Origin of the sequence: Exiguobacterium qingdaonense, assembly GCF_018617855.1 — a bacterium.
Taxonomy (GTDB): domain Bacteria; phylum Bacillota; class Bacilli; order Exiguobacteriales; family Exiguobacteriaceae; genus Exiguobacterium; species Exiguobacterium qingdaonense.
In genome coordinates, this window is the sequence record NZ_JACSKY010000001.1 from 46,364 (window position 1) to 70,288 (window position 23,925).

Below are 23,925 nucleotides of genomic sequence, written 5' to 3' on the forward strand. Positions count from 1 at the left end.
TACAGAGCAACTTAGTCGATTGAAAGGAATCAAGATTGTCCATTATTCTTTATAAATGGCTTAGTTGAGCGGTTTTAAGATATAATGAGGAGAGAAATAAGGAGGTTTTGGTCTTTGGAACTATTTCTGCTTTATTACATTGTGACTAATTTACTAGCGTTTATGTCATATTTTGTCGACAAACGACGTTCTCGAGTCGGCGCCTGGCGGATCTCTGAGCGCACATTGCTGACAATTGCATGGGTCGGTGGGGCGTTCGGGGCATATTTGGCGATGCGTATCTTCCGACATAAGACATTGAAGCCGAAATTCCGGATCGGGGTTCCTGTCGCCATCCTTGTGCATGCCGCGTTCACCGGATGGCTCCTCTTTTGAGCATTATATTGAAGAAACTTGATTACAACTATTGATGAATGACGATAAGAAATGTTGGATTCGTCCCAAGTCATTCTCGTTTCAATATGTTTCTCCGTGAACTTTTGAAATGATTTGTCGGGAAATTACCGAAATGAGGAGGGCGTCAATTTGGAGAGTATCGAGCTGGTTCGTCTCGGTCCACTGACATTAACCGTGACCGATTGTTTCACTGTTCTATTTTGCGAGTCCGGTTCGACCGTGATTCGGGTGAATGGCGTGAGCCTCCACCTTCATGCGAAAGAAGCCGTCCTCCTGTCACGAGGACAATGTGTCATGATGGAACAGATCGGGGAATCGTCGCGTATGAGACGACTTGAGTTTGATCCAACCGCTTTGTTCCATCCCGAGTTGGCGAAGCGATATGTGACACCATACCTAACTTCTGAAAGGTCTCTACATATCCTGAAACATGAACGGGGACATCACGCGATCATTCAGACGATTGAGCGCGCCGTTCAACATGTATCTGCGGATGGTCCGCTTTCCTTGTTGGATGCGACGCTTCAGTGTACGGTCATCTGGCGCTACTGGATTCAACAAAAAGGTGAATCGATGCAGAATGAGAAAAAACGGGAGAGCCTTCGTCACATGCTCGCTTATATCGATGATCATATAGAAGACAGGCCGACGTTAGCTCAAATCGCTCATACGGGCAATGTGAGTCGAAGTGAATGTTCTCGTATGTTTGCGACTTTTGGAGACACGTCCCCGATCGCTTATGTACAAATGAAGAGAATGGAGCGGGCTGCCACTTTGCTCGAAGACTTATCTGAACCCATCGCAAACATTAGCACTCGTCTAGGTTACGCTAGCGTCAGTCACTTCGTCCAAACGTTCAAGTCACATCACGATGTTACACCGCTCGCCTATCGGAAAAAATACCAAACGAAAAGAGCCGATTGATTTCGGCTCTTTTCGTTCATCTCGCCGTCCAACCACCATCCGCTTTCAGTACGTCTCCATTTACGAAGCTTGAATCGTCCGATGCTAAAAAGAGGGCGACAAACGCGATTTGCTCTGGTTCGCCCATCGGTGCTTCTCCGGCACCTTGGATGGCCTGCATCCCGAGTTCGCTCGGTGCGGTGATCGTTGCACCGATGTTCGTATTGACGCCACCCGGTGCGATGGCATTCGCTCGAATCTTACCGTCCATCCCATGGGTTGCGGCGATATTTTTCGTCAACCCGATCAAAGCATGTTTCGATGCGACATAGGCTGCCCCACCGCGTGTCCCGAACAGTCCACCGACAGAAGCGTTGTTGATGATGACCCCACCGCCATCTTGTTTCTCCATTTCTTGAATGGTGGCACGTGCTAACTTCATCGGTCCAGTCAGGTTGACAGCCAGTACGCGGTCCCACAGTTCATCCGTCACCTCACCCACCGTCATGAAGTTGTCCATGATTCCCGCATTGTTGACGAGGATATCGACAGAACCGAACGTGTCTTTCGCCATGTCGACGAGTCGGTCGATATCCGTTTGATTTGTGACGTTACCCGCGATACCGACGACATCCCCACCTCCCGTCTTGATCTCTTCGACCACCGTATGAACAGAATCCTCATTTAAGTCGAATGCGACGATCCGTGCACCTTCCTTCGCAAACAGTTTCGCGATGGCCCGCCCCATGCCTGAACCTGCACCAGTGACGATTGCCGTTCTCCCTCTGAGCTTCATTCATCATTCCTCCTTTGAAAGTCAGAACGTACGTCGTGCGTGATGACAGAAATCTGCCTGTCACTATGTTATACCCGCATTTGTCAGTGTCCTCATTCAGAAATATAGAAAATGTTCTTCAATTAATTTCCAATCATCTTTATACTTGAATGGCAACCATTTCATATAAAGGAGCGATGACGTGAGACAATTTCAGGCAATCATTCACGGTCAAGGTGAACCGATTTTATACCTTCCCGGTGGGGGCTTCACTGGATTGCAAGGATTACAGTTCGTTGAAGCCCTACATAAAAAATCTGAAGTCCATCTCTTAGATTTACCGGGATTTGGTGAAAGTGAGGGGCTACATACATACGCCACATCCAAAGTACTAGCGGACTGGGTCGAGTCGTATCGAATCTCTCGAAAACTTGATGCTGTTCGATTAATCGGTCATTCGATGGGGGGCGCGATTGCTCTCGCCTACGCGGTCCATTATCCCGACCGAGTCAGGCGCTTAATACTACTCGACCAAGGTCATAAACCGAATGCTGTGCTCCCATATCGTGAACACGGCATCTTCGGCTTCACCTTCCCGCTTTTGCGACTACTGTATCACTGCTCTCCACAACATCTTTTAAACTGGTTTGAAGCTCGCATGAACAAGAGTGACCCCACGTTTTCTGAAGAGCGGTTCCAACTGTTCTGTCGACGGATCGGGGTCGAACCGACTGCAAACGTTCGAACATCTTTCGAGCGACCGGCACGTCTGTCGTCCGGTGGCTTACATTTGTTGTTCGGATACGATGGACTGAAATTTAAGGAATTGTTACAACGCGTCCAAGTCCCGACACAACTGTATTATGCGGATTTCACGGGAATTGATTTGAAAGAGGCGAAACGGACGCTTTATCATGTCAAACGAGCGGAACGACAACTTCATCCCTCTGTACAATTGATTGCCGTATCAGGCGGACACTTCGTTCAGTGGAGTCGCCATTTCTCGATGGAAAGCGTCGAGCGGTTCTTACATACGTAACAAGACAGCGGGAGCCGATCCGCTGTCTTGTTCGTCATAATATCCAGTTGTGGCGCATTAGCCATTTATGAAGTTGGTGTTGGAGTTCGGGATGGAGCGGCTCCCCGTGTTGTGACCGGTATTGCTTTTTCACGTCTAAAATACTCATCTCACCGTCAAAATGTTTCAACATATGGTCCATGTCCGCTACTCTGACTGTCTCAATATTCAACGCATGCAGTGCATCGAGTTCGTCCAAATGCCTGGCGTCCGTTTGAACATCCCGTTCTCCTGTTATGGCAAGTGTAGGGAGATTTAGCTGAACCAATCGCTTCCGAAGCGACTCGTCTGTGTAAGCAAGATGCTCCCGCAACCATTTGGCAGGAAATTTCATCAGTTGGATTCGCATCGTATCCTGGTCCGTTGCGGTGACGCGTTCAAACAGTTTGTGTTGTTTTCTGATGACCGACTTCTCGTTCAAGCTAAGTCGGAGTAGTTTTCCTTTGATTCCTTTCGTACGTCCCACTTCTTCGAGCAAAGCATGTGCCTGTTCCTGCATGCTCGTCTTCAAGGTGACACCGGCACCAGATAATAGAATCATCCCGGATACGGATTCGTGTTCAGTCGCGAGCGTTACGACGATACATCCTTCGCTATGGCCAAGTAGCAATATGTCTTCAGAGACACGGTCAAGCGATTTCAGATAACGGATAATCGTTGCCACGTCATCCACAAGTTCGGTCACACCGACGCTATGTCGATTGCCACCACTCTTGCCAATCCCCCGTTTGTCAAAACGTAATGTGACGAAACCTTGTGTCGTCAGCCATTCTGCTAGGTCTTTATACAAGTTCGACTTGAAGCCTGTCCCGTTCCCGTCTCGATTCAGCCCTCCTGTTCCGCCGATGAGAACGATGGCTGGAAAGGCCGACTGTTCCTGATTGGGAGTCGTTATGGTGGCAGCTATCGTCGTTTCTCCTTGAATCAAAACCTCTTCTTGTTTATACATCTTCCGTTTCCTCCTTTTCTCCGACCGGCATGACGGCATAGGAGAATTTTCTCAACGTCCGCTCTTCGGACGGTTCATGCTCGAGCACTCCCTCTAAAAGGTCATAGAGCCCTTTTAGGAATCGATCACTTTCAGCATCAGACAGATAGAGCGGGATGCTCCGAAACCCGACCTTGTCGCCTTCAAGATCGATTGTGTCCCGTTTCAAGTAGTCGCCGAAATCCATGAGTAAAGACATCGTGAACGTGTAGCAAATTTTATACAATTGTTCACGGTCTTTCGCTTCGACGACTTGATTGACGGCGGTCAACGGATTGTTTTGAATCGCATACACTTTTTCATACACCCCGCGTACTTTGTTCTCGCTTGCGATGGATATAATCTCATCTTGTACCATCTTGTTGATATGTCGATAGAGACTCGCTTGGGGCACATCGGGAAGGATCTTTGCCAACTCTCCGGTCGTCACTTCCTCGTTCATGAGCACATGCTGAAAAATCTTCATGCGAATCGGGTTGAGTAGACTTTTTAAAACGTCTTCGTTCATTGTTCTCACCTCATTGTTATCAAAAGTGATAATATTATTATTTTTAATAATATCATACGTCTGAAATCATGTCTATCTGCATTCAAAAGTCATCAATGTTTTGGATACATCGTCGTGAAGTGAAGCACCTTATCAAACACAAAAAATCCTTTTCATTTTGACTCGAAAACGAAAAGGATTTGGCTCATACGTATTTATCTCTTTTCAACGACGCCTCGGACAATCGCGAAAAATGCCCGGTTCGGGAGATAGCGCTTCAGCGCGATCAAAAGTCCTGCTTGTTTACCTGATGGATAACGGAGTCGTTTCTTCTGTTCAGTCGCAGCTCGCCAAATCGTCTCGGCGACGACGTCTGGACCTTCGGCGTTCGCACCAGCGGCATTCGTGTTATGGAGCGCGACCTGTGTATAGTCATCATAAACGTCGAGCGGCTTGTTACAGACGAGTTCTTGGGAACGGCCGTAAAAGTCTGTCTTGATCGGTCCCGGTTCAATCAATTTCATGTCGATGTTGAACGGTGCCAACTCGAACTGAAGCGATTCGATGAATCCTTCAATCGCCCATTTTGAACTGTGATACAAGCTATAGATCGGGAATGTGATCTGTCCACCAACTGAGGAGACGGTCACAATCCGTCCGCTCCGTTGTTTGCGGAAATATGGGAGCGCTGCCCGAATCACATTCATGACCCCGAATACGTTCGTATCAAATTGCCGCTGAATCTGTTCGGGAGAGGCTTCCTCGAAAATTCCGACCGCTCCGTATCCAGCATTGTTCAACAACACATCCATCGTTCCATGATCCGAGACGATTCGTTCAAATGCCTCTCGAATACTCGTCTCGTTCGTCACATCTAGCTGATAGAGCGACACCCCTTTTAGGTTAGACAGTTCTTGATGGTCTTCAGGTCTTCGCATCGTAGCGGCGACATGCCAGCCTCGTTTGCTGAACAGTTCGACCGTTGCCCGACCGATTCCGCTCGATGCTCCTGTGATGACGATGGTTTGTTTTTGCTTCATATTCATTCTCCTTTATTGTTTATACGTTTAAACTTTTAAACGTATTAGTGGAAAAGAATCCTTTCTTTCTGTTTCCAAAAAGAAAGGTTATAAGATACATTCATCTTCAATCGCACGTGTCAGTGCCTTCAGCAGTCCGACCGCATCTTCAAGTGTCAGAAAATAAAAGTTCTCTGTCCCGACTTTCTCCGATGAAACGATTCCCGCTTGTCGAAGTAGTTTGAGATGATGTGAGATGGCTGGTCGAGACAACTCAATCTTTTCATCAATCTGATTGACGTTCAAGCGTTCATGTTTAGCGATTTCGACGATGATGCGTTGACGATTGACGTCGGCTAATACTTGGAACAACGGAATCGCATCTTCAAATAAAGATAACGATACTTCGGGTGTAACATCTGTCCGTTTCATATTCATCACTCCGTTTAAAAGTTTAAACGTTTAATCCTGTACTAAGAATACTAGGTGTTTTACCTTCTGTCAACGAAGTTGTTCGTAGATTTCTCGAAGAATGCTTGCGATCATATGTTTAGAGTCATAATCCCGCTTGGATATTCGGACGAGCGGCGATGGTTCGGGGAAGAGTTGAGCATTGATGTCGTCAATCGTATAGCCTGCTGCGGTTTTCGTTATCACGTCATCGGTCAAACGTTCTAGATAATCGAGCTTTTTGCTCAGTTGCTCCCTTCCCTGTTCGAGACGCCCGGCATGCTGACAGTACACCTCATCAAAATCGAAGGACAGGACCCGTTTGAGCGAACGAATTTGATCAGGGACCGACTCCTCTGGAATCATTACTTTCGGATACGGATGGACAAACAAATCACCCGAGAACAGTCGACCGTTCTCCTCATCATATAAGACGACGTGATTCGGTTCATGACCGGGTGTATGAATCACCTGATAGGTATGATGTTCTGACGTGATCTGATTGTCGTGATAGGCGATCGGCTGAAACGGTTCCGGGTCTCCTGAGAAACGTGCCCGGTAATCAGGAATGTCTAAACCTTTCCGGCACATGTCCCTGGCAGATTCTCGTATGTAAATCGGGACACCGTATGTCCGCTCAAGCCAGGCTGCCGTTCCGATATGGTCTTCATGGGGGTGGGTGATGCTGACGAGGTCGATCGGGACCGACTCATAAAAGGGTTGGAGAGCGGGTAGCATCGTTCGTGTCCCCGTATCGATGATCATGCCGTCGATATAATAGACGTACATCGACATCTCGAATGGACCGTTCTTTACTTTGGCACTAACGGCCGTCACCGGTCCATGTTGTTTCACTTCCATCAGGCTTCCCTCCAATATTGTATTTTTCTTCATTATAGCGAAAAAAGCCAAGTAATCTCTCATTTCTGAGAAATCCTTGGCTTATCTTTTCATAAAGAAGCGAGCACACGCTCCGGATCCGGTCGAACCATATAATCAGGGTCCGCCTCGGCAAATTGGATTGTACCATCCTGGTCAATGACATAAGTCGCAGGTACAGGGAGTCGCCACGGATTAGCGTCTCCATTATAATGCGCGAGTTGAAGTCCAAAGTCCGTTTCATATGTTTGAATCAAATGAGCCGGAAAATCCAAGAGTAGGCGATAAGATTCTGCTACATGTTGATTGGGGTCACTGAGCACTTCAAATGTCAGATTGTTCTTTTCAGATGTCGACAAGGACTCATCTGGCATTTGAGGGCTGATGGCAACGAGTTGTGCCCCTTTCTCTTTGATTTTCGGCAAAATACGTTCATACGCCTTCAATTCGAGATTACAGTAGGGACACCATCCCCCTCGATAAAAGTTCAAAATCACTTTTCCATCTTGCAATAATTCGGACAAGGTGACTTTCTCACCCGTAGCATTGACGAGCGTAAAGTCAGGGGCTTTTTCTCCTACTTGTAACCCTTGACCAACTCCTGATTCAATCAATGACGCTGTCGCTTCCGCAACACTTTGTTTAACATGGGCAGGGGCACGATCTAGGAATCGGTCCCGTACCGCTGCTAATTCTTCCCGAAGCATGTGACCTCTCTCCTTTTACGACTGATTTGCTGTCATTTCGAACACGTCTTCCAAATGAGCTTGGAGTTCACGTTTGTAAAGAGTGATGTCCGGGTTCGCAATCACGTCGTGCGCCCCAAAACTCTTCAATGGTTCCATTCCAATGAACTGTTGTGCATAATGCAGGTGCGCGATTGAATCTTCAAAGTCTTTGCCAGCGAAGAACCCTTCAGCATTGTTGTATTCCGTGACAGGGGCGTTCCACGTCGTCGAGAACATGTATTTCTTTCCTTTCATCAATCCACCTTTTCCATACCCTTCAGCAGATCCTGCGAAGAAGACACCATATTCGTACACTTCATCCATGTATTTTTTGAACTTCGCTGGGAGTGAGAACCAGTAGATTGGTGTTTGATAGATGACGATGTCCGCCCATTTGTATTTTTCTTGCTCTTCTTTGATATCATAACCGGCATCGATGACCGTCGTTTTCACTTCATAGGCTCCGTCGAGCGTTTGAACAATCTCGTCGAACATCGTCTTGTTCAATTCACCCTTCGCAAAGTCATAATACTCATGTCCGTTGATTACTAATACGTTTTTCATCTTTCAAAACTCCTTCAGAAACTGTTTTATAGTTCGATAACCATCAAACTAAAAGTATCGTATCACCGTGAGTTATACTTCGCAAGCATTTTGATCAACAAAAAAAGCATGCGCCTCGAGCGCATGCTTATAAGTCTTCATCTTTCACTGCGAAAACGGAACTCAATAATCCAGGAAACTTCTGCTCAATCTCATCTTTTCGGAGTGAATAGTAATGCTCTTTCCCTTCGATGCGTCCTTTGATCAGTCCAGCCTCCCTTAAGATTTTAATATGATGGGATACCGTTGATTTATTTAACATCAATTCAAGTGAATAAGTGGAACAGTTGTTTTCACCGGATTCTCTGAGGCATCGGATGATGCGCAGTCGGTTCGGTTCACTAAGTGCGTGAAGGACTTTCGTATACGGTATGGTGTCAATAGACGGATGGTGTAATGGTTTCATAACGCCATTATACAAATGTATGCTGAAATTCTCAAACTTCGCTGTTCAGTTCTTCCCCATTCGTCGCGATGACCCGCTTATACCAGTCGAACGAGTCCTTCTTCATCCGCTCCATCGATCCGTTCCCTTCATTGTCACGATCGACATAAATCATCCCGTACCGTTTCTTCATCTCTCCCGTCGTGAACGAGACGATGTCGATGATGCCCCAAGGAGTGTACCCGATCAAGTCGACCCCGTCATAGAGGACGGCTTGTTTCAATTGTTCGATATGGGCCTTCAAATAATCAATTCTGGCCGCATCATGAATCTTCCCGTCGACAATCTCATCGACGGCACCGAATCCATTCTCGACGATGAAGAGCGGGATTTGGTAGCGGTCATACAGACGGTTGAGCACATAGCGGAGACCGACCGGGTCAATCGCCCAGCCCCAGTCACTCGACTGGATATACGGATTCTCGACGCCGTTCGGCAGACCACCGTTGACGATATCTCCGCTATTGTCCGCGACGACGTCACTTTTCACGGTCGTCGACATATAATAGCTGAAACCGAGATAATCGACCTTGCCGTTCTGGAGGATTTCTTCGTCTCCTTCAAGGATCGGGATGTTGTACCCTTCCCGCTCGAACTCGTTCAAGGCGTAGCTCGGATAGAAGCCTCGTACTTGTACGTCCGGGAAGAAATAGCGTTGACGCATCATCTCTTCGGCGAGCATGACATCGTCCGGGTTTGATGAATACGGATAAATCGGGACGTGAGAGACCATCGCCCCAATCTCGAAGTCAGGATTGATGGCTTTCCCTTTAGCGACGGCGAGTGCACTCGCAATCAGTTCGTGGTGCCCAGTCTGATACATGACTTCACGCGCGTTCTCCCCTTCCTCTAGGAGGACACCCGAATTGGTCCACAAAAAGAGCGGATTGTTGACGTCCATCTTGTTGTTGATTTCGTTAAACGTCATCCAATACTTGACCTTGTCTCTGTAACGGTCGAAGCAGACCTCCGCGAAGCGGACGAAGTGGTCGACGACGGTACGATTTCGGAAGCCACCGTATTCACGGGCAAGATGGAGCGGCATCTCGAAATGCGAGAGCGTGATGATCGGCTCGATATCGTACTTTAACAGCTCGTCGAACAAGTCGTCATAAAATTGAAGACCTGCTTCGTTCGGTTCTGCGTCACCCCCGTTCGGGAAGATGCGACTCCATCCAATCGAGGTACGCAAGCATTTCAATCCCATCTCAGCGAAAAGCGCCACATCTTCTTTGTAACGATGATAGAAATCAATCGCCTCATGGTTCGGATAGAACTCGTTCGGCTCGACCTTTTCCGTGATGCGGCGAGCGACGCCGTGTGCGCCTGCTGTCAAGACATCGACGACGCTCGACCCTTTTCCGTCAGCGTCCCAACCGCCCTCGAATTGATGGGCGGCGAGTGCGCCTCCCCATAGAAAATCGTTCGGTAATGGCTTCATTGTAATTCCTCCTTCACATGAATCATACACGTTAAGTATAATTGTACCGGTACAATTTAACAAGGTCGATACACTTAAACATTTTTTGTTTTCTCATGATATAATGAAATCAGTGACGAAAAAGTGAGGAATGACCATGCTAAAATACCAACAGATTGCGAACGAAATCGAACAATACATTAACGAGCAACAATTAAAACAAGGTGATAAGCTACCTGTCCTGGAGCAGATGATGAGTCAATATGCAGTGAGTAAGAGCACCATCACGAAAGCATTAGAGCTGCTCGAACGAAAAGGGGTCATCTTTCAACTGCGGGGAAGCGGCATCTTCGTCAGACGACATAATCGACCTGGCTATATGAGCCTCTTCTCCACCCAAGGATTCAAGAGCAATCTCGGAGACCGTGTGTTGACGTCTGATGTGATTGATGTGTCTGTCATGAAGCCAGACGCAACCGTTGCGAAGAATCTAGGGATTGATGTGTCTGACGATGTGTACCGGGTCGAACGGGTGAGATATGTGGACGGGGAAGTGCTCTGTCATGAGGAATCCTATTATGTGAAAGCCATCGTCCCTTATTTGAATCGAGAAATCGTGGCGGACTCGATTTTCGATTACGTGCAATCGGCACTCGGCGTCACGATTGGGTTTTCTGACATGTATCTTCAGGTCGATCGATTGACGGAAGGTGAAGCGGGATACCTCGGATTGCAAGAGAATGATCCGACGCTTCGCATCGAAACCATCTTTCATCTGACGAACGGGAAGCCTTTCGACTATTCTCGGATCACCTATCATTACGCACATTCCCAGTTCGTCATTCAGGCGAACGGACCCTATATGTGAAGAATCCCCTCATGCGCGCATGAGGGGTTGTTCGTTAGACAAGTTCTTTTCGGTTCAAGTCGAATAATTCGCGATCAGTCTCATATAGGAGTTCGTCAAACCGTTCGGTTCCGTGTTCTTCGATGAACAGCTCTTCTGAAGGGTAAATCGGTACAAACCAGACGACTAGGACGCTCTGCTCCTCGTTCTCATATGTGATGAACGACTCATCTGAGTAAAAAGGAGCGGTCACATAGACCGAAGAAAATGAATATTGTTCAAGCACTTCCTCTGGCAGTTCGTAGAGTTCGCCCAACTCGAACGCCTGGTGCGTTCCCAACGCATAATCGGTCAGCTGCCACATCAATTCAACAAACTCTTCTTTGGCATGCTGTTGCATGAAACGAAACAATAATTCCTGACGTACGGTTGAGCCATCTTCGAATTGAAGTGCATGCCAATGTAGGCCTAATGTAGAGATACTTGTTAATTTTGAGGACTCCTCTTCAAGCTCGATGATTTGTACAGCATCTTCTAATAAGTCAGGGATATCAAATCCGCTGACGAAGGTGCCGCAATGCTTTTCTAGATGTTTTAAATAGTTCATTTTCCATTCCTGCTTTCTCATAACTGGTGTACTGTTTGATTCGGGATTTGAGTTTGATGGACTGAATCGATTGACATGATTTTGATGTACGCTTCTTCACACCTAAATGGATTACTCAAAAAATCTTGATCTCCCCATTCACATGATCAATGAAATAGTACGTATTGTTAGCATCATGTGCGAGTATGAAATTTCCTAGTATATTTGGATGAAATTCAATAGTGAACGTCTCAAGCGTCTGCTCGTATGTCGGATATGAAAGGGACTGCCACACATTCTTCGCCTTCGGAATCTGAAGCTGAGGCAATAACTCGTCTTCAATCAATCCCTCCCAGTCTGGGTTATGCAATATAAAGCGAAACACGTTTTCAAATGGAGCAAACGTCCCACCTAAACCAAACGCCAATTTGATGGGAAACGCACCTCTAACCACATGTTCAAAAAATGTCTCCATTTGGACAATACCAGTTGTCGCGACACGTCTCACTTGGTTTCCTTGAAGCGTCAACCCGTCTTCGGAATAGCTCAGAATCCAACCCCTCTCTCCTCTTAAGACGATGACCTCATTTGAAGAGAGCGTCAATTCCGACTCTAACATTTCACGATTTTTGATGGTTTTGGTCGTCACATGCTCTTCTTCCTGACTTTTAAAAGAGACGCGACGTTTTCTCGAATCCCTTACAGTCCGCTTACGCTCTATAAGTAATGGAAACTGTTCATTCTCCAAATGGCGAAAGATCAAGTAGGTTGCTTCTCTGTCTCTCAATGCATGACTCGGTATGACCACTAATTCTAGTGGATTATGATGATTGGATAAGTCTTTTGACATCATGTTGCTTTCCGTCTCTTGAGGAACCAATATCCGAATGGCAATATCGCTAACACAGTAAAGCCAATCAATCGGTTGGTATTCGATGTTGGCTTGTTTGACTCTGTCTTATCCGAATGGACTGATGATGAGTCGCCTGCTCCACCTATCATTCCTTCTTCGGCATCCCCTTCAATACTTTCATTCTCTTCAACCAATAATACTTGAAACGCCTCAGTTGAAATCTCATCTCCGCTAATCATCTGTTTTGTATTAGATGTCAACGCCGTCAACATGTCCCCATCATAATCAAACCAAGCCGACGCTTCTGAGTATTTCACGAGATCGCCTTTTACGTCCGTCAACGCTTTCGGGGTTTCTTTGTCTGAACCGAACGTTGAGAACGCATATGTACCCGCTGCTTGTTCATATGTTCCGATCACGTTGACCGGTTCATCATCTTGAAAGACGGTCGCCACATATTCTTTTGTTGGGACGAACGTACATGTTTCTCCTGTTTTGTAACAAGAGGATGACGGGATATACGTCTCCGACAACGGACCGAACGTGATGTTCTCACTGTCCGTCATATGATAATTAGCCGGATCATCTCCCTGAATATGATCCATCACAATGTCATAAAAATATGCATCTGCAAAACGTTCCGCCGAGGATTCAGTCATCTCGGCTGATACGGTTGTCGTGCTTGCAAGTAGTCCGACACAACATATGAGTAAGCCCGTCATTCGTCGCATGTGTTTCTCCCTTCATCACCCTGAAGATTTCAGCAGCATCGCGTGATTGATGTGAATCATTTCGGCGTGCGGCTGTTTGTGACGACTGACATATGACGTGAATCGCGATGATGCAACAAACGCGTCAGATTCGTGGATCATCGCCAGTCGGACGAGAATGAGCCGTAATTGTTTTCTTCCTTCTCCCAGTGTAACACGGTCGACTTGGTTGTTTTTGTCGAGTCGGTTGATTAACAGCTCCACTTTACAATCTTCTTTGATCAAGTAAGAGACCCAATACGCCGTCTGTTGAATCAAGTCTTCATATTGCGCATGGAGCCCGTTCCCGAGCGGACCGCTCAAATCAAGGGAAATCGTGAACGTGTCGAGATTTTGTCGTTCGAACACTTTTGCCTGTACATGACCGACCTTTGAAGTGGCGACCCAGTCAATCTGTTTGGCCGGTTCCTTCTCATATCGTTTTGCACTTTGAATCATCAACGGATTGTTCAACGGGGAGTGCTTGACGATACGATCACCCATCCGAATCATGCGAGATTCGGTGATTGGTGACTTCGTGATGGTAGGTAAAACAATCCATGAGGGCATATCCATCTCCTCATCCGTGAAAAAAAGAGTACCTAAATAAAACGGTAAGGTGACACGCATCACACACATATGAATCGAAGCAGGTCCACGCTTCACAGCCGAGACGCTCACATGATGTATGTCCTGTTCGATCCTGGTGTCGTATGCCTGTGCCCCGTCCTCGAATACCATCCGTTCATTACCCTCTAGTCGAATCAATAGCGGAACACCAAGGGCAATGATTCGCTCATACCCATCGATACGGACGATACATGATGTCTCATCGTCGATGAACAAGAGATCTTCTTTCTGCCGAATGGAAAATGAGACTTCGTTTGAAAGTGTTCGAATGATTCGTTTCCGGATGAACATGACGATTAATAATGCTCCGCATACATAAGCGATGGGCCATACATAAGGCATCCACATGGTGAGGAGACCGAGACTGACATAAGCCGGCCAAAGTTGGTCCTGAAGGATGGACGGTGTACTGATTTCGACCTGTCGCATCGTTACACCTTTTCGACTGGGACAGTTACGGACTCGAGTACGTCCACCAACACTTGTCGCTTCGTCGATTTGATATCCCCTTCAAGGGTGAGGGTCAATCGGTGCGAGAGGACATGTGGCGCAACGGCTTGAACATCTTCAGGCGTGACGAATTGACGGTCGTTCAAGTACGCATAAGCATGTGAGGCCTTGACGAGCGCGAGCGTCGCCCGTGGGCTCGCCCCGACTTCGACTAACGGGTGTTGTCTCGTCTCGTGGATGAGTGCGAGCAAATACGTGACGACATCTTCATGAATTCGGTTATTCTCGACTTCTTCTTGTGCTTCTAAAAAAGCTTCATTCGTCATCAAGGCATGCACTGTCTGTCTCGTCTTTGAAATCGTCTGCAGAATCAAGTTCCGTTCTTCGTCTGCCCCAGGATACCCAACTTGAAGAGACATGAGGAAGCGATCGAGTTGAGCGTCCGGTAGCGTGAACGTTCCCGCCGACTCGATCCGCGATGACGAAGAATGGTTTCGGTAGTTGATAGGTGACACCACCGATAGAAACTTGGCGTTCTTCCATCGCTTCAAGCAAGGCGGATTGCGTTCTCGGAACGGCGCGATTCACTTCATCGATGAGTAAAATATTCGTGAAGATCGGTCCGGTGCGGTTCTCGAACGTCTGGGTCTGCATATTGAAGAAGTCTGAACCGATGATGTCAGAAGGCAGCAGGTCGGCTGTGAATTGAATTCGGGCGAAGTCTGCCTCAAAGCTTTTGGCGATGCTTTTCGCAAGTAACGTCTTCCCCGTCCCCGGCACATCCTCTAGCAAGATATGGCCGTTCGCCAATAGGGCTGTGCAACATAATTTTGTGATTTCTGGTTTACCGAGGTAAATGCGGTCTAATTGGTCCAATACGTGTCGGATGGTCATGAGTTCGACTCCTTTTGTGTGCGTAGTAGGTATTCATCAAGTTGTTGGGTGAACGCTCGCTCACGTTGTGGTGAGATGTTTCCATCATCATAACGTGTCTCTAAATAGGTAAGTAGGGATGCATCGAGCTCGATTCGTTTCGCCCACGTCGACAACGTCTCAGTTGGGCGACGACGTTTATATGGAGGTAACGCTGCTTCGAATTGAATCAACTGCTTTCGGATAGCCGATGCTGGTAATGGATGAACCGTTCGGTTTATCTGCATCGACGCGTTGTCAGAAGTCACTAGCGAGTGATCCTCGATATCTAACTCTCCCTCCTCGCTTTGTTTTTTCGAGGGGCGTCGTTTTTTCCAGAGCCACCATCCGAGCAAGATAATCATTCCGGTAATCATGTATGGGAGGTAGGAGACGCCGCTCGTCTCTTCTCCTGACGGGTTTCCGTAAGAAGGGGATTGGTCCTTGATCCGCTCTTTCGGTGTACCACCTGACTCGCCTTCTGAGTCAATCATTGCTCCGTCTGGACCGTTCCCTTCTGGTTCTTCATATGGCGCATCCCCACACCAAAAGTCGACATCCGTCACTTCGAAAATCCCTAAAAACTTTCGTTTGTCATGACAGTCGGTGACCCAACTCGTAATCTCGCTCCCTGAGATATCTAATGATTGGTAGTAACGGTATCCCAGTTGACCGGAATAGGAGATGAGGGCGACAAGTAGCAAGGAGAAAAGAATTCCTGACACAAAAATCGTTTTGGCTTGTTTCATCGGTGTTTCCGCTTATGTATATTCAGTTTGATCGTTTTCATCTGATGTGACGGCTCCTCTCATAGACTAAATCCTTTTTTTGGAAATAGGATTAAATGGATCATATCACAAGGATTGGCGGAATATTCAGTTATTTTCAGACAAGAGAAAAAGCCCGTTCATTGAACGAGCAGTTGATCTATAGACTCATAAATTTTTTTCATCTCTTGAGAATAGACTCGACTTGCTTCATATGGTGCCGGTCATGCTCGATGAATTCTTCGATGATCACATGTAACGAGTAGGGGACACCTTGAGGCGGATCATGGGAGACGCCATTCGCTGTCGTTTTATAGGTCAGCGCCTCCTCACTTAAGGACTCGAGCATGGTGATGAGTGCTCGTCGACTTTGTAGTGATTCCTTCAATACGACGTCACTTGATAACTGCTCCGCCCTTTTCGTCGCTCGCGCGTTGAACGAGTCAAAGTCAGGGAATATCATTCCTTCACCGTTCTTCACCGATGGGATGATGACATTCAACAGATGATTGTCCCAATGGGCGATATGTAAGATGATTTGCTTTATGGACCACTTCTCCGAGTCGCTCTGTTTGTTCCAATCAGATTCACTCAGCTTTTCTAACGTCTTGAGCCATTCTGTGTACGATGCGAATTCTTGAATAACTTGCATCCAATCCCCTCCCCGTTCGCTTTGAATTACTGCGATTATAGCACGAACGAGTCTTTTCAAATCAAAAAACGGCACCGTTCGTTATGAACGATGCCGTGCGTATCTCTATCAAAATTAAGCGAGAGTACTCCCACTCTCCTTTCGGGTATACTACCTTCAAGGAGGTGAACATCATGCTGAAACACAAGGCTTACAAATTCAGAATCTACCCGACAAAAAAGCAGGAGATCCTGATCGCGAAGACGTTCGGTTGTTCGCGTTTCGTCTTCAACCACTTCTTGGCGAAATGGGATGAAACCTATCAAGCGACTGGTAAAGGACTCTCCTACGGATCTTGTTCGAAAGAGATCCCTTTGCTGAAGCAGGAGTTCGACTGGTTAAAAGAGGTCGACAGCCATTCCCTTCAGACTAGCGTCAAGCATCTGGCCGACGCCTATGAACGCTTCTTCAAGAAACAGAACGAGCGCCCTCGCTTCAAGTCGAAACGGAACCCTGTTCAATCATACAAGACGAATATCGAGAAGAATAATCAGATCCCCGAAATCTCGATCATCGGAAACAAACTCAAGCTCCCGAAGCTGAAGTGGGTTCGTTTCGCCAACTCGAAGCAGGTCAAGGGGCGTATCTTGAACGCCACGATCCGACGTACAGCTTCGGGCAAATACTTCGTGTCCCTGCTCGCAGAGCAGGAGATTGACGAACTGCCGAAGACCGGCTCATCCGTAGGCGTCGACGTCGGGCTGAAGAATTTCGCTATCCTGTCAAACGGAACCGTATACCAAAACGACCGTTATTTCCGTACGCTCGAGAAGAAGCTGGCGCGCGAGCAGCGGAAGTTGTCCCGTCGTCAGCTCATCGCCTTGAACAGGAAGGTGAAACTGTCCGAGGCGAAGAACTACCAGAAGCAGAAGCGGAAGGTCGCCCGCATCCACGAGAAGATTGCCAACAAGCGGACAGACTTCCTGCACAAGGTATCGACCGAGATCGTCAAAAACCACGACGTCATCGGTATCGAGACCTTGCAGGTGAAGAACATGCAGAAGAACCGCAAATTAAGCAAGTCCATCTCCGAGGTGAGTTGGTCGGAGTTCTTCCGCATGCTTGAATACAAGGCCGACTGGTACGGGAAGACCTTCGCCTCGAGCCAATTGTGTTCGGGTTGCGGCCATCGGCACAAGGACGTGAAGCATCTAAGCCTGCGTGAATGGACATGCCCGAATTGCGGGGTCCATCACGACCGCGATGTGAACGCAGGACTGAATCTCAAAAAAGAAGCAGAACGTATCTTGGCTGCTTCAACCGTCGGGACGACGGGGTTAGCCTGATCAGGTTTTGACCGATAGGTCGGATAACTCAGGAATCCTCCACCTCTAAGTGAAGCGTAGGTGGAGGTAGTTCAAAACCAGACTGGTAATGAGAAGAAAACTAAGAACAATACGGTCAAGACACCGACGACCGGACTGAGCGACCGATAGCCCTTCTTGAACAAGACGATCATCGTGTACGCGATGAACCCGAGTCCGATCCCATCGACGATGGAATAAGTGAACGGAATCATGATGATGACAAGGATTGCTGGGAAGGCATGCTCCCAGTTATCGAGAGGCAAATGCTTCACGTTCTGGAACATCATCATGCCGATGATAATTAACACCGGTGCGATCGCCGTCACAGGGATGATTGCAAAGAGCGGTAGCAATAAGAGCGATACCACATACAATCCAGATGTGACGAATGAAGCGATCCCGCCTCGTGCACCGACCGATATCCCGGCAGCCACTTCGACCGTCGAGACGGTCGGGCTTGAACCGAACATGGCCCCGGCCATCGTCGAGAGACCTTGTGCGACGAGACCTTTCGGCGCCTCTTCTTCTTTGCCGATTGCCCGTGTCTGATTCTGAATCAGGCTGATGTTTTCAATCAACAAGACGAGCGTCAGTACACCGACCGCGACCAAAAAGAGTGGAGACGCAGATTCCGCGAACGAGATGTTCCCGAACACCGTGCCGAACGACTCGAAGAACGGTGACAACGCGAAGCTTCCCGTCCAATCGAGTGTTCCCATCACGGCACTGAGTCCGACACCGAAACCGATCGTCCAAAGGAAGCTGCTCGGTCCCATCTTCAAGAACAGTAAGATGGCGACGAAGAGTGACAGGAATGCGACTTGGACGTCACGTTCGCCGAGGTCACCGATGTGAAGCAATGCCCCACCCCCGCCTGAGACGATCCCTGCCGCCTCGAGTCCGATCAAGATGAGGAAGAGGCCGAGACCGACCGTCAATCCGTCATGAATGATCGGTGGGAACGCGTTCGCCAATTTCCTCGCCACTTTGGTCACCGTCATCAGTACGACGAGTACACCTGAGACGAACGAGACGGCGAGCGCGCCTTGCCAGCTCAACCCCATCTGTAAGACGAGCGTATAGGTGAAGAGCGCGTTAATCCCCATTCCCGGTAACAAGAGAAGCGGCAGATTGAAGAATCCCGCAATCAACGTCCCGATGATGCTTGTCAAAATCGCTCCGACGAGCGCCCCCTCGAACGGGAGTCCGGCTTGTGTCAAAATTGCCGCATGCACGGCCGGGATGTATGCTGTCGCCAGAAAGTTCAGCACGCCCCCGTATGTTTCTGTTTTCCATTCTGTTTGTTTTGCCATAGGAATCAATCCTTTATTGGCACCCTCACCCACCCGTGTATACACACGAATTCGATTATATCCTGTCAGACATCTAACAAGCAAGAGCGATTCGACTCAATTCCTTCTTTGGGCCTATTCATGAGACCAATTCCAACAAAAGATTCATTTTATAAAACAAGAACGTTTGTTCTTATTTTTAACGTCATTTTACGAACAAATCTGTTATAATGAAGGGGCAGGTTAACGTAGCAATAGTGGGGTCAGCCGCCAAGTCCACAATGGAGGAAGGCGGTGGTGCGGATGGAACAACTTTGGACCTGGGTTGGGGATTATGTCATGATCCCAATCCTCGCTCCGATCATCGTTCATTTGGTGATTCACCGAACATCCGATCGTGCAACGTCTGAACGCACAAAAAAATGACCCCCTCGGCGCAATGAGATGGGTCACTTTCTGATTCACTAACCATTGTGGCGGCTGGGACCACTCTTAAAGTGGTAGCCTGTAAGCCAGAGGTCGGTGTGTCCAGCACCGGTCTCTTTCTACTTGCATCATACCATACTTTATCCGTGTTTTCAGTATGAGAAACGTCATTTGACACGAAAATCACAAATAATCTTACCGCTCAGGAAAAATCAGCCTGAGCGGTTTTCGTTTATCTCATCGTAACGGGAGAACCAGGCTAGCATCGCGTCCGCCTCACTTTTCGGAATATCGTCGATCACCTCAATTGACAAAATTCCTCCACGTGTCGAGAATTGCACTGTACATAGCCCGAAACGACGTTGCAAGAGCGATTGCTTCACTTGAATTTGTTCGATCCGCGGTTTGTCCGTCAAGAACGAGCGGACGTTGAACGCTCCCGTCCGTAACTGGATGAATCGATCCGTGCGGACGTATTTTGTGGTAACAAAACTGAGGACGCGTCCCCCGATGATGATGGCCCATAAGAGCAGGAGCCACCAGGCATAATCTCGGAAGAAATAGAGCACGAGTCCTGATAAGATGATCCCGAACCAGCTGATTCGCATCAGTTTGATTCCTAGCGCACGTCTCGGTAGTCGATGTAAATCGTCCGACCATGTGAATTGAGAGAAATGCTCACGTAAGACACGCATTGCCCGGTCACGCCTGACGAACGGGAGAATTGTCGACGATTCATCTTTTAATTCATCCATTGTCCCTGCCGCCACGAGTTCGACCCCGACGATGTGGAACCAGCGACGAATGAACGTTTCCTTAATCCGAATCGCTTGAATCTTCTCATACGGGATTTCTTTGGCGCTTCGGTTCAACAATCCCTTCTCGACGCGAATGCGTTCCCCTCTCCGCTCGAGCCGGAAGTTCCCATACTTCAAGAAGTTGATGATCATGCCGATCACGACCGACAGCATCAATACCCCGATGACGAGAAGACCGATGACGATGATAGATGCATGTACGACATAATCTTCGACTTGGTTGAACGCCCCATCTAAGTTGATGAAGTCGTCGATTGACGAGATGATGGTCGAGGCGACCGGGAAGATGGCGAAGACAGAGAGTGACGTGACGGAAGCCAACACGATTTCACGCGTGGACAAGGCGTACAACAGGCGAGTTGGTACCGGTGCTGCCTGTGCAGGTGTCTCATCCGACTCTTCTGAGTCATCCACCGCTTGTGCGTTTTGTTTCCGGTGACGGACTTGTTCGAGAATCTCTTCCAGTCGTTTCGCTTCAGTCGGGAAGACACCTGCTAATTTGAAGGAAGCATCGTCACTGTTGGCATTCGTATCGAACGTCAATTCGACCACACCTAGCAATCGATAGAGGAATGGACTGTTCGAATGAACACTTTGAATCTTATAGAGTGGAAGCGACTTTTCTTTTTTCAACCAGTTTCCTTCAATGACATAGACAGTCTTTTCATCGAGGGCATATCGGAAGTTTAACCACCCGAAGAACTTCTGAACAACGTCGAGTAATAGGAAGAGCAAAATCCCGACTCGGATGATGATACCGAATGTCGAGTCCCAGTCGTTATTGAGCACAAAGAGTAAGACGATTGGAATGGCGAACGACTTGATGACCTCGAGAATACGTAGCACCAAAACGCGACTCGGAAGTCGATGCCATGTTAACGCAGTCTCGGTCATACGACATCCTCCTCTTCAATGCGTGCATAGATGGCAATCTGTTCACGGAGTGTCTTGGCGAATGACTCTTCGATCGCATAGATTTCGTGAGAACCGGCCGCTGTCCCGATCGTGATGGTCTGTAACCCGAATTTTCGGAGAATCGGCCCCTGTGCCGCATGGACATATTGGACTTTCGTCATCGGGATGAGCACATCATGTGTCGTGATAATCCCATGATGAATCCGAATCTCGAGCGGCTGAACGTCATACGTGAATCGTTCTTGTTTCCACTTTTGGAACCAGATGAGATCGATCAAGCTATAGACGACATCGATGACGAGTAGTACGATGAAGCTGATTTGGAGCCAAGTCGGCCAATCAAACCAATATGCGGCAGCCACCAAAGCTCCAGTGACGAGGAGTCCGATGATATAAAAAATCGAGCTTGATAGCCGAAAGACAGTCCGTGCCTCGATTGGAAGTGTGCCGCTGATTCGTTGTGGTGTGACACCTTCTTCTGGTGTCGATGTTGTTTCTGACATGGTGAATCCCCCTATCGTTCTTATGTATCTGTCTCTATTGTATACGCTTGAGTCGCAAAAAGGTTTCATAACGAACCTAAACAAGAAACGAGCCGAACATCGGCCCGTTTCTCAGTCTTCAAAAAACCATTTCTTACGTGGTTCCACTTTTAAATTGTCCCCGTGTTTCTTCATTTCTGTCACAAGGTAGCGTTCGAGTTCATTCATTGCCTTGACCCAGTCGGTCATCGTTGCCACGAGCGGGACGACGATGAGAATCAGTTCTTCTTCTTCCTCGCGCATCTTTTCAATCATCAGTTTCGCAAAGTCAAAGTTCTCATGGATGAGATCCTCTTCTCGGTCGATGAGATGCTCGTTCTCAAGCTCATACGCTGAAAACAGACGCTCATGTCGACGCAACAAGTGTCGGATGTGACGGTACAGTTCGTCACTCAGTTGTGGTGGGAGTTGCTCAATCGTATGAAAGTCGTGAGCGAGCTTTTCAATCACATGGAGCGCAGCCCGGTTCGTCTCAATCATTTTTGATTTAATGACGGCCCGACGGAAGATTGGTGTCTTCTTCTCGAGCCAACGATTCGCTTTGATTTCCTCTTCGAAATAAGCGAATGTCTGTTTTGAATCGCCATGCAACTTTTTCGTCTCAGGTAACGATTCGAACGAGGAACGTCCGCCTTCCGTTTCTGAGAACAATCGGGCAATCCGAACGACCATTTGGAATACTTCTGTCACTTGCTCTTCAAGCTTCCGTTCATATCGTGGTGGGAACAAGAGCGCATTCACAATCAACGCCACCGTGATTCCCATCATGATGAGTAGATAACGTTCGCCCGCAAACAGCCAAACCGGCATATCGGACTGGCTCGCCCCTTCCATGATGAGAATCGTCGTCAAGATGACGGTCCGCGTCGTCGATTCTAGATTCAAAAAGAGAAGGATCGAAATGGCGATAATGATAACGAATCCGATGGCGATCGGTGTCGGGTTCGGAGTAAGCAACAATGAGCCAACGGAGAGCAAAGCCCCAATCAAGTTCCCTTTCATCTCTTCGATTAGTCGAAGCCCAGTCTGATAGACAGACGGCAAGAGTGCGAGCGACGCGGCGAGTGCCGGGACGACGATTTGTTGGAATTGAAACGCCTCGGCAATCAGTAAGACAATCGCGACCGACAGCCCAGTCTTAATAGTTCTAGCCCCAAATTTCATGTGGTGGTGCCTTCCTTTCTTACACCTGTCATATGTATTTTTTGCCTTCTTCCTTAATTCTAAAACGTACCATACTCTTTTCAAGTGAAAATGAACCATTTCAGGCAGTTTTGTGAACGCTCCCGTGTTATGATGACGTTGGATATTTCTTTCATCTTGATGGGGAGGGGTTTACTTGTCAACAATTGCTTTATTCGGCGGAAGTGGCCGTACAGGGGAACGAATACTTGCGCGTTTATTGAATCAAGGGCATAATGTCAAACTTTTAACGAGACATTCGATCGATTCCGAGGAATGCGTCAACGAAATGATTGGAGACGCGACGGACAAAGAAGCAGTACTCGAAACGGTTCGATCTGCAGACGTTGTCATCTCGGCGTTAGGGACGGATAAACAAAACGTATTGTCTACATTCACACCACTCGTCATTGAATCGATGAAACAGTTTGATGTGTCACGCATCATCACAGTCGGGACCGCAGGCATCTTAAAGGCGCACGACAGCGACAACTATCGCTTTGAAACGAGTGAGTCGAAACGTTCGATGACAACCGCAGCCGAAGATCACGCCCGAGCTTATGAGTTATTACGGGAGTCAGCCTTAGCCTTTACGGTCATCTGTCCGACTCAACTGGTCAATGAGCCATCGAACGGAGATATCATCGTCTCAAAAGAAGTGTTAGGCACGAAACAATCAGGTCCGATTTCGAGGGACGATGTCGCCGATTTGGTGATGGATTGTTTAACGAATGATGAATATGTCGGACATCGTGTCGGCATCACGACGGAATCATAATTAGGGGAT

At 47.8% G+C, this 23,925-nt stretch carries 26 protein-coding genes and 1 pseudogene; 6 read left to right on the top strand and 21 right to left on the bottom strand.

Annotated elements, in window-relative coordinates; all coding sequences use genetic code 11:
• Nucleotides 1-114 precede the first annotated feature (114 nt).
• Nucleotides 115-375, top strand: coding sequence for a DUF1294 domain-containing protein (locus KNP00_RS00210; RefSeq protein WP_240542633.1), 261 nt, complete (start codon nt 115-117; stop codon nt 373-375).
• 150 nt (nt 376-525) lie between these two features.
• Nucleotides 526-1,320, top strand: a complete 795-nt coding sequence (locus KNP00_RS00215) for a helix-turn-helix transcriptional regulator (RefSeq protein WP_215141179.1) — start codon at nt 526-528, stop codon at nt 1,318-1,320.
• A gap of 16 nt (nt 1,321-1,336) precedes the next feature.
• Here the strand turns inward: KNP00_RS00215 and KNP00_RS00220 are convergent, their stop codons facing one another.
• Nucleotides 1,337-2,095, bottom strand: a complete 759-nt coding sequence (locus tag KNP00_RS00220; protein WP_215141180.1) for a glucose 1-dehydrogenase — start codon at nt 2,093-2,095, stop codon at nt 1,337-1,339.
• 181 nt (nt 2,096-2,276) lie between these two features.
• On the opposite strand from KNP00_RS00220, the gene KNP00_RS00225 reads away from it, so the two are divergent.
• Entirely contained in the window at nt 2,277-3,113 is an 837-nt protein-coding gene (locus KNP00_RS00225; RefSeq protein WP_215141182.1) for an alpha/beta hydrolase, read from the top strand.
• Between the two features lie 34 nt (nt 3,114-3,147).
• On the opposite strand, the gene KNP00_RS00230 is transcribed toward KNP00_RS00225, so the two are convergent.
• The 9 genes from KNP00_RS00230 to bglA all read right to left on the bottom strand — a co-directional run bounded on the left by KNP00_RS00230 (nt 3,148) and on the right by bglA (nt 10,192).
• On the bottom strand, nt 3,148-4,101 hold the full coding sequence (locus tag KNP00_RS00230) for an alpha/beta hydrolase (protein ID WP_215141184.1): 954 nt from the start codon (nt 4,099-4,101) through the stop codon (nt 3,148-3,150).
• Nucleotides 4,094-4,648: a helix-turn-helix domain-containing protein gene (locus KNP00_RS00235; protein WP_215141186.1), complete on the bottom strand. Its 555-nt coding sequence runs from the start codon at nt 4,646-4,648 to the stop codon at nt 4,094-4,096. Before KNP00_RS00235 ends, KNP00_RS00230 begins: the two co-directional genes overlap by 8 nt.
• Nucleotides 4,649-4,842: 194 nt before the next feature.
• Nucleotides 4,843-5,667, bottom strand: a complete 825-nt coding sequence (locus KNP00_RS00240) for an SDR family oxidoreductase (protein WP_215141188.1) — start codon at nt 5,665-5,667, stop codon at nt 4,843-4,845.
• An 87-nt stretch (nt 5,668-5,754) separates the two neighbouring features.
• Nucleotides 5,755-6,078: an ArsR/SmtB family transcription factor gene (locus KNP00_RS00245; RefSeq protein ID WP_012726307.1), complete on the bottom strand. Its 324-nt coding sequence runs from the start codon at nt 6,076-6,078 to the stop codon at nt 5,755-5,757.
• A gap of 69 nt (nt 6,079-6,147) precedes the next feature.
• Nucleotides 6,148-6,957, bottom strand: coding sequence for an MBL fold metallo-hydrolase (locus tag KNP00_RS00250; RefSeq protein WP_240542634.1), 810 nt, complete (start codon nt 6,955-6,957; stop codon nt 6,148-6,150).
• An 89-nt stretch (nt 6,958-7,046) separates the two neighbouring features.
• A complete protein-coding gene (locus tag KNP00_RS00255; protein WP_215141190.1) occupies nt 7,047-7,682 on the bottom strand; it encodes a peroxiredoxin-like family protein in 636 nt (211 codons plus the stop codon).
• 15 nt (nt 7,683-7,697) lie between these two features.
• Nucleotides 7,698-8,267: an NAD(P)H-dependent oxidoreductase gene (locus KNP00_RS00260; protein ID WP_215141192.1), complete on the bottom strand. Its 570-nt coding sequence runs from the start codon at nt 8,265-8,267 to the stop codon at nt 7,698-7,700.
• Between the two features lie 127 nt (nt 8,268-8,394).
• The gene (locus KNP00_RS00265) at nt 8,395-8,712 is read right to left on the bottom strand and encodes an ArsR/SmtB family transcription factor (RefSeq protein WP_214749121.1); all 318 of its coding nucleotides are present in this window, start codon (nt 8,710-8,712) and stop codon (nt 8,395-8,397) included.
• A gap of 31 nt (nt 8,713-8,743) precedes the next feature.
• A complete protein-coding gene (bglA, locus tag KNP00_RS00270) occupies nt 8,744-10,192 on the bottom strand; it encodes a 6-phospho-beta-glucosidase BglA (protein WP_215141194.1) in 1,449 nt (482 codons plus the stop codon).
• A gap of 136 nt (nt 10,193-10,328) precedes the next feature.
• Between bglA and KNP00_RS00275 the strand changes: the two genes are divergently transcribed.
• Nucleotides 10,329-11,039, top strand: a complete 711-nt coding sequence (locus KNP00_RS00275; protein WP_215141196.1) for a GntR family transcriptional regulator — start codon at nt 10,329-10,331, stop codon at nt 11,037-11,039.
• Between the two features lie 34 nt (nt 11,040-11,073).
• On the opposite strand, the gene KNP00_RS00280 is transcribed toward KNP00_RS00275, so the two are convergent.
• The 7 genes and pseudogenes from KNP00_RS00280 to KNP00_RS00310 form a co-directional block, all read right to left on the bottom strand.
• Complete coding sequence (locus tag KNP00_RS00280) at nt 11,074-11,625, bottom strand: suppressor of fused domain protein (RefSeq protein WP_215141198.1); 552 nt, start codon at nt 11,623-11,625, stop codon at nt 11,074-11,076.
• Between the two features lie 115 nt (nt 11,626-11,740).
• The gene (locus tag KNP00_RS00285; protein WP_215141200.1) at nt 11,741-12,253 is read right to left on the bottom strand and encodes a hypothetical protein; all 513 of its coding nucleotides are present in this window, start codon (nt 12,251-12,253) and stop codon (nt 11,741-11,743) included.
• Nucleotides 12,254-12,453: 200 nt separating this feature from the next.
• Nucleotides 12,454-13,188 carry a hypothetical protein gene (locus KNP00_RS00290; protein WP_215141202.1) on the bottom strand — a complete coding sequence of 245 codons (735 nt, stop codon included), beginning with the start codon at nt 13,186-13,188 and terminating at the stop codon, nt 12,454-12,456.
• Nucleotides 13,189-13,203: 15 nt separating this feature from the next.
• Nucleotides 13,204-14,265, bottom strand: coding sequence for a DUF58 domain-containing protein (locus KNP00_RS00295; RefSeq protein WP_215141204.1), 1,062 nt, complete (start codon nt 14,263-14,265; stop codon nt 13,204-13,206).
• Between the two features lie 2 nt (nt 14,266-14,267).
• Nucleotides 14,268-15,180 (bottom strand): annotated as a pseudogene (locus KNP00_RS00300) (AAA family ATPase).
• On the bottom strand, nt 15,177-15,947 hold the full coding sequence (locus KNP00_RS00305; RefSeq protein WP_215141205.1) for a hypothetical protein: 771 nt from the start codon (nt 15,945-15,947) through the stop codon (nt 15,177-15,179). Before KNP00_RS00305 ends, KNP00_RS00300 begins: the two are co-directional and overlap by 4 nt.
• Before the next feature lie 199 nt (nt 15,948-16,146).
• Nucleotides 16,147-16,617 carry a DinB family protein gene (locus KNP00_RS00310; protein ID WP_215141206.1) on the bottom strand — a complete coding sequence of 157 codons (471 nt, stop codon included), beginning with the start codon at nt 16,615-16,617 and terminating at the stop codon, nt 16,147-16,149.
• 173 nt (nt 16,618-16,790) lie between these two features.
• Here KNP00_RS00310 and tnpB point away from each other — a divergent pair, with 173 nt between their 5' ends.
• Nucleotides 16,791-17,942 (top strand): IS200/IS605 family element RNA-guided endonuclease TnpB, encoded by a 1,152-nt coding sequence (gene tnpB / locus KNP00_RS00315; RefSeq protein ID WP_215141207.1) that lies wholly within the window; start codon nt 16,791-16,793, stop codon nt 17,940-17,942.
• A 71-nt stretch (nt 17,943-18,013) separates the two neighbouring features.
• Here tnpB and KNP00_RS00320 read toward each other — a convergent pair whose 3' ends face one another.
• The 4 genes from KNP00_RS00320 to KNP00_RS00335 form a co-directional block, all read right to left on the bottom strand.
• Entirely contained in the window at nt 18,014-19,276 is a 1,263-nt protein-coding gene (locus KNP00_RS00320) for an NCS2 family permease (RefSeq protein WP_215141208.1), read from the bottom strand.
• A 617-nt stretch (nt 19,277-19,893) separates the two neighbouring features.
• Complete coding sequence (locus tag KNP00_RS00325) at nt 19,894-21,393, bottom strand: PH domain-containing protein (protein ID WP_215141210.1); 1,500 nt, start codon at nt 21,391-21,393, stop codon at nt 19,894-19,896.
• A complete protein-coding gene (locus tag KNP00_RS00330) occupies nt 21,390-21,917 on the bottom strand; it encodes a PH domain-containing protein (protein WP_215141212.1) in 528 nt (175 codons plus the stop codon). Before KNP00_RS00330 ends, KNP00_RS00325 begins: the two co-directional genes overlap by 4 nt.
• Before the next feature lie 111 nt (nt 21,918-22,028).
• On the bottom strand, nt 22,029-23,120 hold the full coding sequence (locus KNP00_RS00335) for an FUSC family protein (protein WP_215141214.1): 1,092 nt from the start codon (nt 23,118-23,120) through the stop codon (nt 22,029-22,031).
• Nucleotides 23,121-23,295: 175 nt separating this feature from the next.
• Here KNP00_RS00335 and KNP00_RS00340 point away from each other — a divergent pair, with 175 nt between their 5' ends.
• Entirely contained in the window at nt 23,296-23,916 is a 621-nt protein-coding gene (locus KNP00_RS00340) for an NAD(P)-dependent oxidoreductase (RefSeq protein ID WP_215141216.1), read from the top strand.
• Nucleotides 23,917-23,925 lie beyond the last annotated feature (9 nt).

Coding starts and splice junctions, on each gene's coding strand:
- KNP00_RS00220 (WP_215141180.1), bottom strand. CDS start 2,095: ATGAAGCTCAGAGGGAGAACGGCAATCGTCACTGGTGCAGGTTCAGGC.
- KNP00_RS00230 (WP_215141184.1), bottom strand. CDS start 4,101: ATGTATAAACAAGAAGAGGTTTTGATTCAAGGAGAAACGACGATAGCT.
- KNP00_RS00235 (WP_215141186.1), bottom strand. CDS start 4,648: ATGAACGAAGACGTTTTAAAAAGTCTACTCAACCCGATTCGCATGAAG.
- KNP00_RS00240 (WP_215141188.1), bottom strand. CDS start 5,667: ATGAAGCAAAAACAAACCATCGTCATCACAGGAGCATCGAGCGGAATC.
- KNP00_RS00245 (WP_012726307.1), bottom strand. CDS start 6,078: ATGAAACGGACAGATGTTACACCCGAAGTATCGTTATCTTTATTTGAA.
- KNP00_RS00250 (WP_240542634.1), bottom strand. CDS start 6,957: ATGGAAGTGAAACAACATGGACCGGTGACGGCCGTTAGTGCCAAAGTA.
- KNP00_RS00255 (WP_215141190.1), bottom strand. CDS start 7,682: ATGCTTCGGGAAGAATTAGCAGCGGTACGGGACCGATTCCTAGATCGT.
- KNP00_RS00260 (WP_215141192.1), bottom strand. CDS start 8,267: ATGAAAAACGTATTAGTAATCAACGGACATGAGTATTATGACTTTGCG.
- KNP00_RS00265 (WP_214749121.1), bottom strand. CDS start 8,712: ATGAAACCATTACACCATCCGTCTATTGACACCATACCGTATACGAAA.
- bglA (WP_215141194.1), bottom strand. CDS start 10,192: ATGAAGCCATTACCGAACGATTTTCTATGGGGAGGCGCACTCGCCGCC.
- KNP00_RS00275 (WP_215141196.1), top strand. CDS start 10,329: ATGCTAAAATACCAACAGATTGCGAACGAAATCGAACAATACATTAAC.
- KNP00_RS00280 (WP_215141198.1), bottom strand. CDS start 11,625: ATGAACTATTTAAAACATCTAGAAAAGCATTGCGGCACCTTCGTCAGC.
- KNP00_RS00290 (WP_215141202.1), bottom strand. CDS start 13,188: ATGCGACGAATGACGGGCTTACTCATATGTTGTGTCGGACTACTTGCA.
- KNP00_RS00295 (WP_215141204.1), bottom strand. CDS start 14,265: ATGCGACAGGTCGAAATCAGTACACCGTCCATCCTTCAGGACCAACTT.
- KNP00_RS00305 (WP_215141205.1), bottom strand. CDS start 15,947: ATGAAACAAGCCAAAACGATTTTTGTGTCAGGAATTCTTTTCTCCTTG.
- KNP00_RS00310 (WP_215141206.1), bottom strand. CDS start 16,617: ATGCAAGTTATTCAAGAATTCGCATCGTACACAGAATGGCTCAAGACG.
- tnpB (WP_215141207.1), top strand. CDS start 16,791: ATGCTGAAACACAAGGCTTACAAATTCAGAATCTACCCGACAAAAAAG.
- KNP00_RS00320 (WP_215141208.1), bottom strand. CDS start 19,276: ATGGCAAAACAAACAGAATGGAAAACAGAAACATACGGGGGCGTGCTG.
- KNP00_RS00325 (WP_215141210.1), bottom strand. CDS start 21,393: ATGACCGAGACTGCGTTAACATGGCATCGACTTCCGAGTCGCGTTTTG.
- KNP00_RS00330 (WP_215141212.1), bottom strand. CDS start 21,917: ATGTCAGAAACAACATCGACACCAGAAGAAGGTGTCACACCACAACGA.
- KNP00_RS00335 (WP_215141214.1), bottom strand. CDS start 23,120: ATGAAATTTGGGGCTAGAACTATTAAGACTGGGCTGTCGGTCGCGATT.